The sequence below is a fragment of the Paracoccus ravus genome, assembly GCF_004522175.1.
Taxonomy (GTDB): Bacteria; Pseudomonadota; Alphaproteobacteria; order Rhodobacterales; family Rhodobacteraceae; genus Paracoccus; species Paracoccus ravus.
Genome location: NZ_SDEB01000008.1, coordinates 44,684 through 52,820, shown reverse-complemented (window position 1 = coordinate 52,820; position 8,137 = coordinate 44,684). Strand labels below are relative to the sequence as shown.

Sequence of the window (8,137 nt, the reverse complement as noted above, 5' to 3'; positions counted from 1 at the left end):
CGCGCTCTTCCGGGGCGCCGTCGATCTGGTCATAGGCCTTGAAGTCACCAAAATACTTGGTGATCGCAGCCGTCAGCGTCGTTTTGCCGTGGTCAACGTGACCAATGGTCCCGATGTTGACGTGCGGCTTGTTACGTTCAAACTTTGCCTTTGCCATCATGGCCTCCTATGCGAGAGGGCCACCCGCGCGACAGCCCCCACCGTGAAACATCCGCCGCGACTTATATTTGCGCTGGAGAAAAATCAAGGGCAGCCGGGCAGTGCCAGCGAATTCGCCGCAAGGCGTGGCCGCCGGAATTCGCTTGGAACCAAGCCCGGCCGAGAATGCTTGAGGCTCTGTCGGTGACCCGTCAGGGAGGCGGGTGCCTTTTCACGTCGGAGGACGAGATGAGCCTGATGAAGTCACTTGCCCGCGTTGCGGCCGGTATCATGCTGGCAAAGGGTATCGGTACCATGATGAAAGGCGCCCAAGGCGGCAGCGCCGCGCCCGGCGGTTCCACCCAGGCGCGCAATGCGCCCTCGGGAAGCATATTGGACGAAATCCTTGGCAGGACCGGCGGCGCGGGCCGTCAGCCCGGAGCGGGTTCCGGCGGGCTGGGAGAGATCCTCGGCCAGGTCCTTGGCGGTCGCGGATCTGGCATGGGTAGCGGATCGCCCTATGGCGGCACGCATTCCCCCACCGGGCGCGCCAGCGGCGGGCTGGGCGGCATTCTCGACCAGCTGACCGCCGGACGCGGCGCTACGAACACGACCGCCGGCAGCGGCGGCGGCGGCCTGGGCGGAAGCCTCGGACAGATCCTGGGCGGCGGCGCGGCGGCTGGGGGCCTTGGCGGCATTCTGGGCGAGCTTCTGGGCGGATCGCAGGCCAATGCCGGTCCCGGAGGCGGGCTGGCACAGAAAGATGCGCAACCCAGCAGCGACGCGAGTTTCGGCGAAGTCCTAAACGATGCGCTGGTCAATGGCGGCGAACCCTCGATCAAGCCGACACCCGAACAGAATGCGGTCGCAGGGCTGATCCTCAAAGCGATGATCCAGGCCGCAAAATCCGACGGCAAGATCGACGAGGCCGAGCAAGCCCGGCTGACGAAGGAATTCGGCGAGCTCGACGACGAGGAGCGCGCCTTCATCAAGGCGCAGATGGACGCCCCTGTCGATGCGGCGGCTCTCGCCAAAGAGGTACCGCAGGGTCTTGGGCCGCAGGTCTATATGATGTCGCTGCTCGCCATTGACTTCGACAGCCGCAGCGAAGCGGAATACCTGCATACTTTCGCGACCGCCCTTGGCCTCGACAAGGCCACGGTCAACGGCATCCATGAAAAGGTCGGCGCGACCAATCTTTACGCCTGATCAAAAAGACCAAGCTGGCGTGGGGCATCGCCCGCCCCCGCCGCCTCGAGCGCCGAGAGGGTGATCCCCAAGAGCCGCACCCCATGCCGGTCCGCAAAGACCGGGTCCAGCAGTTCTCGGGCGATCTCCAGCATTTCCGCGCAGCTTGCAACCGGGCGCGGCAGGGATTTCGCCCGCGTAATCTGGCGGAAATCGCCATATTTGACCTTGAGTGTAACCGTCCTCCCGGCCTTCTGCGCCCGTTCGGCGTGACGCCAGACCTTGTCAGCCAAGGGCGCAAGCTCGGCATGGGCCGCGTCGATATCTCGCAGATCATCGAAGAAGGTGTTCTCGGCCCCGATCGACTTGCGGATGCGGTCGGGCCGCACCTCGCGCGTGTCGATGCCGCGCGCCATATTCCAGTAATAGGCCCCCGACTTGCCGAAGCGCGCGGTCAGGAATTCGAGGCTTTGCCGCGCGAGATCGGCCCCGGTCAGGATGCCATGCGCCTCCATCCGGGCGGCGGTCGCGGGCCCTACGCCGTGGAAGCGGCCGATGGGCAGGGATTGCACGAATTCCGCCCCGGCCTCGGGCGGGATCACGAACAGCCCGTCGGGCTTTCTCTGGTCGGAGGCCAGCTTTGCCAGAAACTTGTTGTAGCTGACCCCGGCCGAGGCTGTCAGCCCGGTCGCCGCGCGGATGCGGGCGCGGATCTCCTGCGCGATGCGGGTGGCGGTGCGACCCTCGAGGTAATCGGTCAGGTCGAGATAGGCCTCATCGAGCGACAGCGGCTCGATCAGAGGCGTGTAAGCGGCGAAGATCTCGCGGATCTGGCGGCTGACGGCAGTATAGACCTCGAAGCGGGGCTTGACGAAGATCAGGTCGGGACATAGCCGCTTGGCCCGCATCGAGGGCATGGCCGAGCGCACGCCAAAACGCCGCGCCTCGTAGCTGGCCGCCGCGACGACTCCCCTCTGGATGCCGCCGACCGCGACGGGCTTGCCGCGCAGGTCGGGATTGTCGCGCTGCTCGACCGAGGCGAAGAACGCGTCCATGTCGACATGGACGATGCGGCGGATGCGCGCGTCGCCCTCGCTCACGCGTTGATGCGGGCATCCCCCGCGCTCAAACCTTCGCCCATGCGGTCGAAGCGCATATGGGCGATGGCGCGCCCGCCGGATTGGGTGAAAAGCGTCCCGGCCTCGCGACCGTCGGCCATCAGGATAGGCGTGCCCACGGGGGCCTCGCCCTCGATCCCGATGGTCACCAGCCCTTTGCGCAGCTCCGTCTTGTGCTTCATCCGGGCGGTGACCTCCTGCCCGACATAGCAGCCCTTGCGGAAATCGACGCCATGCAACCGCTCGAACCCGGCCTCGAGGATGAAGGTCTCGTTCGGGATCAGTTCGACAAGGCTTTCGGGGATGCAATGCTCGACCCGGATGGCGTCGAAATCCGCGCCATCTTCGGCCTGTCCACCGTAAAGCCGCCAGCCAAGGGCCTCATGCCGGGGATCGGCAATGGCCGCGTCGGGCATGTCGCCTACGCCACGTGAAACAGTCAGATCGGTCGGCTCGACGCTGACCGCCGAGCGCAGCTTGTACATCATCAGCCGCTTCGCCAGATCGCCGGCCAGCCGCTCATCAACATCGATCAGCAGTCGTTCATGCTCGGGAACGATCAGGAAGTCCGAAAGATACTTGCCCTGCGGCGTCAGCAGCGCCGCCCAGACCGGCACGTCGCCGACCTTGTTCGTCACCAGACCCTGCAGGAACTGCACTCGATCCGGACCCGAAATCGCCAGAATCCGCCGCATCATTCTTCTCCGAATTGCAATTTGACCAGCGCCGCATAGGCGCCGCCCTTGGCCATCAATTGGTCATGGCTGCCCTCTTCGACAACCCGTCCCGCCTCGAGGACGACGATCTTGTCGGCCTGCCGGATGGTCGAGAGCCGGTGCGCGATGACAAGCGTGGTGCGCCCGACCGAGAGCCCGTCCAGCGCCTGCTGCACCAGCCGCTCGCTCTGCGCGTCGAGCGCGCTCGTCGCCTCGTCCAGAAGCAGGATCGGCGCATTGCGCAGGATGGCGCGGGCGATGGCGACGCGCTGGCGCTGCCCGCCCGACAGAGCCGAGCCGCGCGGCCCGGCGGGCGTGTCGAGCCCGTGCGGCAGCGGATCGACGAAATCGGCGACATGGGCGGCCTCGATCGCGGCGCGCAGGCGCTCCTCGTCCTCGGGATGGCCGAGAAGGATGTTCTCGCGCAGGGTCTCGTCGAACAGCGCGGCATCCTGGCTCACGGTCGAGAACTGGTCGCGCAGCGCCGCGAGGTCGAACTCGGCCAGCGGCACGCCGCCCAGGGTGATGCTGCCCGAGGCCGGATCGACCATCCGCGTCAGCAGGTTGAAGACGGTCGATTTCCCCGCCCCCGAGGGCCCGACCAGGGCGGTGGTCTGGCCGGCCTCGGCGGTGAAGCTCAGCCCGTTCAGCACGGCGTGATTGTCATAGGACAGACGCACGTCCTGCAGGCGGATCGTGGTGTCCGCCGGCATGTCGCGGCGCGGCCCCGACACGATCGAGGGCCGCATGTCGAGGATCTCGTAGATCCGCTCGAGGCTCGCCGCCGCCGTCTGCCAGGTGCCGGCGAGGCTGCCCAAGCGCCGCAGCGGTTGGAAGGCCAGCGCCATGGCGGTGAAGAAGGACATGAAATCGCCGACCGTGCGCTCGCCCGACATGACCTCGGCGCCGCCGAGCCAGAGGACGCCCATGAAGCCCACGCCGGTGACGATGTCGACCAGCGCCGGGACGGTCGCGCCGATTGCCGACATCTTGATCTGGCCCATCCGGATGCGGTCCACGATCTGGGCGAAGCGCCCGGCCTGGTAATCCTCCATCCGGTTCAGCTTGACCGCGTTGATGCCATGCAGCACCTCGTCCAGCCGCGTCGCGCGCTGGCTCGCATTCTGCCGGTTCTGCCGCATCTTGCGCCGGATGTAGCGCTGCACCAGCACCATTGGCAGGATCAGAAGCGGCGCGCCGATCAGCGCCGCCAGCGTCCATTCCGGGTCGACCGCAATCGCCACGCCGAACAGCGAGACCAGCGAGACCAGATCCCGCCCCGCCCCCGAGATGAAGGTGGACCAGACCCCCTGCACAGCGATGGAATCGCCCTGCACGCGCTCGATCATCGCACCGGGCGGGTTCTTCTGGAAGAAGCTGCCATCGAGCGACATGATGTGGCGCAGCATGTCGGTCTGCATCCGGGTCGAGACCGCCAGCGAGACCGAGGTCATCAGGCTGCGATTGATCACGAAGGTCGCGGCGCGCAGCAGGAACAGGCCAAAGATCGCGCCTCCGACCCACCAGATCGCGTCGCTCTCGCCGCCGACGAAGACACGGTCGAAAAGCGGCTTCAGCATCCAGCTGAGCAGCCCCAGCGTCGAGCCTTCGAGGATCAGGAAGAACATCGCGAGCCCGATCCGTGCCCAATAGGGATGCAGGTAGTCGCGCCACATCCGCGAGAACAGATTGGCTGTTTTCTGTATTTTATCCGCCATCGGGGCCCCGCGTGAAACTGGCCAAGGGATAAGCCGCACGGCCTTTCGGGGCAAGTGGGGGCCGTTGACGCGGGCAGCTGTCGCAGCAACACGTCGGGGGCCGTTGACCTCGCTCGGGCCCGGGCCTACCGATGGCGCGTCAGTCTGAAAGGCGTCACGTCATGAGCTTTGCCCTTGGGCGTCCGGTCATCGCCATTCCCGGCCCCTCGCCCGTTCCCGATCGCGTGCTGCGCGCGATGCATCGTCCCTCCCCCGATATCTATGGGGCCGAACTTGCCCAGGAAAACCGCCAGATGGTCGCGCGACTCAAGCGGCTGGTAGGCACAGAGGCCCATCTCGCGCCCTATATCGGCAATGGCCATGCCGGGTGGGAGGCTGCCAATGTCAACCTGTTCAACCGGGGCGATCTGGCGCTGGTGCTGACCTCGGGCCATTTCGGGCGCGGCTGGGCGCAGACCGCGAGGGGCCTCGGGATCGAGGTCGAAGAGTTGGATTTCGGCCTCGAGCCGCCCGATCCGGAGCGGCTGGCAGCCCGGCTGGCAGATGACCGCGAGGGCCGCATCAAGGCCGTGCTGGTCTGTCAGGTCGATACCGCAAGCTCGGCCCGCGCCGATATTCCGGCGCTGCGCAAGGCGATGGGCGATCATCCGGCTTATTTCGCGGTCGATGCCATTGCTTCGCTGGGATGCGAGCCGATGCATTTCGATGAATGGGGGCTCGATCTGCTGGTCTCGGCCAGCCAGAAGGGGCTGATGGTGCCGCCGGGCGTGGCACTGGTCTGGTTCTCTGACCGGCTGAAACAACGCGGCCGCACCGATCTTGCGACTCCCTATTGGGACTGGACGCCCCGCGCCGAGGCCGAGGCTCTGTGGCAATATTGGGGCGGCACGCCTCCGGTCCAGCATATCTATGGCATGAACGAGGCACTGAGCCTGCTTCTGGAGGAAGAGACCCTGCCCGCCGCCTGGGCGCGACACGAGGCGCTGGCCCGCGCGACCTGGGCCGCGATCGAGACCTGGGGCGCGGGCGGCTCGGGCATTTCGCCGGTCATCGGCTCTGCTGCGGGGCGGGCGCGCTCGGTCACCGCCGTCACGATTCCGAATGCCACGGCGCTGCGAATCTGGACCCAGGAAAAAGCTGGCCTGACGCTGGGGATCGGTCTGGGCGCGGCGGACCCCGAGGCCGGTTTGCGCATCGCCCATATGGGTCATGTGAGCGCGCACCAGCTTCTGGGTACGCTCGCGGTGATCGAGGCCGGAATGGATGCGCTTGGGATTGCCCACGGTCCCGGCGGGATCGAGGCCGCGGCACGTCTGATCGCCCAAAGCGCCACCTGATCGCCAAGGAGCCCGCGCAAAGCGTACCCACGGCTTGCCGCTGTCGGCTGGCTTGGGTAATGAGCGGGAAGCACGCCACGAAGGAGCGAAAGCCATGTCCGCAGCAAAGCTTGTCACCATCTACGGTGGGTCCGGATTCGTCGGCCGTCAGGTTGCGAAGGTCCTGGCAGCGCAGGGCTGGCGCGTCCGCGTCGCCGTCCGCCGCCCGAACGAGGCGGGGATCGTGCGCACCTATGGCGCGCCGGGCCAGATCGAGCCGGTGCCCTGCAATGTCCGTGACGACCGCTCGGTCGCGGCCTGCATGGCCGATGCCGATGCCGTGGTGAATTGCGTGGGCATCCTCGTCGAAGAGGGCAAGAACAGCTTCAAATCCGTCCATGAAGAGGCCGCCGGCCGACTAGCCCGCATGTCGGCACAGATGGGCGTGGCGCATTTCGTTCATGTCTCTGCACTGGGGGCGGACAAGGATTCGGACAGCCATTACGCCGCCTCGAAAGCACGGGGCGAGGCCGAGGTGCTTGCCGCGCGACCCGATGCGGTGATCCTGCGCCCCTCGGTGGTCTTTGGCTCGGACGACAATTTCTACAATCGCATCGCCTCGATGTCGCGTTTCGGACCGGTGATGGCGCTGCCCGGCGCCAATGCCGAGATGCAGCCCGTCCATGTGCTGGACGTCGCCACCGCCGCCGCCAAGGGCGCCACGGGCGAGGCCCAGCCCGGGATTTATGAACTGGGTGGGCCGGATGTCGTGACCATGCGCGAACTGGCCGGTCAGGTCCTGACCGCGATCGACCGCCGCAAGCTGGTGATCGGCATGCCTTCGCTTTTCGCGAAGATTCTCGCCTCAGTGCTGGATGGCCTGCAATGGATCACCGGCGGGCTCCTGACGAACCGCATCCTGACCCGCGATCAGCTGCGTATGCTCAAGCGGCCGAACAAGGTCGCAGAGGGTGCCAGGACCTTCGCTGATCTGGGGATCGAGCCGATCTCGGCTCCTTCGGTCATCAATGAATACCTGTGGCGCTTCCGTCCCTCGGGTCAGTATGAAGCGATGACCGCAACCGCGAAGAACCTGCGCCGGAGCTGATGGAACATAACACGATCGTTGCCGCCCTTCTCGGTCTGCTGGAAGGGCTGACCGAGTTCATCCCCGTCTCGTCCACTGGTCATGTCCTGCTTGCGGGGCATTTCCTGGGCTTCGACTCTCCGGGTCGGGCTTTCGAGGTGTTGATCCAGTTCGGTGCGATCCTGGCCATTCTCGGCGTCTATGCGACGCGGCTGTGGCGGATCTTTTCCACCGCACCGCATGATCCTAGATCCCGACGCTTCATTATGTCAGTGCTGCTGGCCTTTCTTCCGGCCGCGGTGATCGGCGTGCTGGCACATCGCCTCATCAAGGAAGTCCTGTTCGAGACGCCGATCCTGATTGCCTCGATGCTGATCCTTGGCGGCGTCGTCTTGCTGTTCGTCGATCGGATGGCGAAGAATCCCCGCTATCATGCAGCCGAAGACATTCCGTTGGGCCGCGCCTTCGGGATCGGGCTGATCCAATGCCTCGCCATGATCCCCGGCGTCTCGCGATCCGGCGCGACCATCACGGGTGCCTTGCTCTTGGGCGCGGACAAGCGCTCTGCCGCCGAGTTCAGCTTCTTCCTGTCCATGCCCACGATGCTGGGCGCTTTTGTCTATGATCTCTACAAGAATCGCGACATTCTCGATGCAGCTTCGGCTGGGAATATCGTCATCGGGTTCATTTGCGCGTTTCTCTCGGCGCTCGTCGTTGTCAAGGTGCTGCTGAACTACGTCTCTCAGCATGGCTATGCGGTCTTTGCCTGGTGGAGAATCATCCTTGGCGCAGTTGCTTTGGCAGCCCTGACGATAGGTTGGTAAGTCTTGCTGACCTATTTTCCGGGCTTGCCAGA

General features: G+C 65.7%; 8 protein-coding genes. 4 read left to right on the top strand and 4 right to left on the bottom strand.

Annotation, left to right across the window (positions count from 1 at the left end):
* A partial coding sequence (locus ESZ60_RS08715; RefSeq protein WP_245155636.1) for a GTP-binding protein occupies positions 1 to 157 on the bottom strand: 157 nt, incomplete at its 3' end.
* 230 nt (positions 158 to 387) lie between these two features.
* On the opposite strand from ESZ60_RS08715, the gene ESZ60_RS08710 reads away from it, so the two are divergent.
* The gene (locus ESZ60_RS08710; RefSeq protein WP_134680187.1) at positions 388 to 1,347 is read left to right on the top strand and encodes a DUF533 domain-containing protein; all 960 of its coding nucleotides are present in this window, start codon (positions 388 to 390) and stop codon (positions 1,345 to 1,347) included.
* On the opposite strand, the gene dinB is transcribed toward ESZ60_RS08710, so the two are convergent.
* Genes dinB through ESZ60_RS08695 form a run of 3 tightly spaced genes read right to left on the bottom strand, consistent with a single transcriptional unit; the run spans position 1,338 to position 4,878 of the window.
* A complete protein-coding gene (dinB, locus tag ESZ60_RS08705; protein ID WP_245155633.1) occupies positions 1,338 to 2,426 on the bottom strand; it encodes a DNA polymerase IV in 1,089 nt (362 codons plus the stop codon). The two genes, ESZ60_RS08710 and dinB, sit on opposite strands and share 10 nt — an antisense overlap.
* Positions 2,423 to 3,139, bottom strand: coding sequence for a CAF17-like 4Fe-4S cluster assembly/insertion protein YgfZ (gene ygfZ / locus ESZ60_RS08700; protein WP_134680280.1), 717 nt, complete (start codon positions 3,137 to 3,139; stop codon positions 2,423 to 2,425). Before ygfZ ends, dinB begins: the two co-directional genes overlap by 4 nt.
* Complete coding sequence (locus ESZ60_RS08695) at positions 3,139 to 4,878, bottom strand: ABC transporter ATP-binding protein (RefSeq protein ID WP_134680186.1); 1,740 nt, start codon at positions 4,876 to 4,878, stop codon at positions 3,139 to 3,141. Before ESZ60_RS08695 ends, ygfZ begins: the two co-directional genes overlap by 1 nt.
* A gap of 161 nt (positions 4,879 to 5,039) precedes the next feature.
* On the opposite strand from ESZ60_RS08695, the gene ESZ60_RS08690 reads away from it, so the two are divergent.
* The 3 genes from ESZ60_RS08690 (at position 5,040) to ESZ60_RS08680 (ending at position 8,105) form a co-directional block, all read left to right on the top strand.
* Entirely contained in the window at positions 5,040 to 6,215 is a 1,176-nt protein-coding gene (locus ESZ60_RS08690; protein WP_134680185.1) for a pyridoxal-phosphate-dependent aminotransferase family protein, read from the top strand.
* 94 nt (positions 6,216 to 6,309) lie between these two features.
* On the top strand, positions 6,310 to 7,302 hold the full coding sequence (locus ESZ60_RS08685) for a complex I NDUFA9 subunit family protein (protein ID WP_134680184.1): 993 nt from the start codon (positions 6,310 to 6,312) through the stop codon (positions 7,300 to 7,302).
* Positions 7,302 to 8,105, top strand: a complete 804-nt coding sequence (locus ESZ60_RS08680; RefSeq protein WP_134680183.1) for an undecaprenyl-diphosphate phosphatase — start codon at positions 7,302 to 7,304, stop codon at positions 8,103 to 8,105. The genes ESZ60_RS08685 and ESZ60_RS08680 overlap by 1 nt, the downstream gene beginning before the upstream one ends.
* The last annotated feature ends 32 nt before the right edge of the window (positions 8,106 to 8,137 follow it).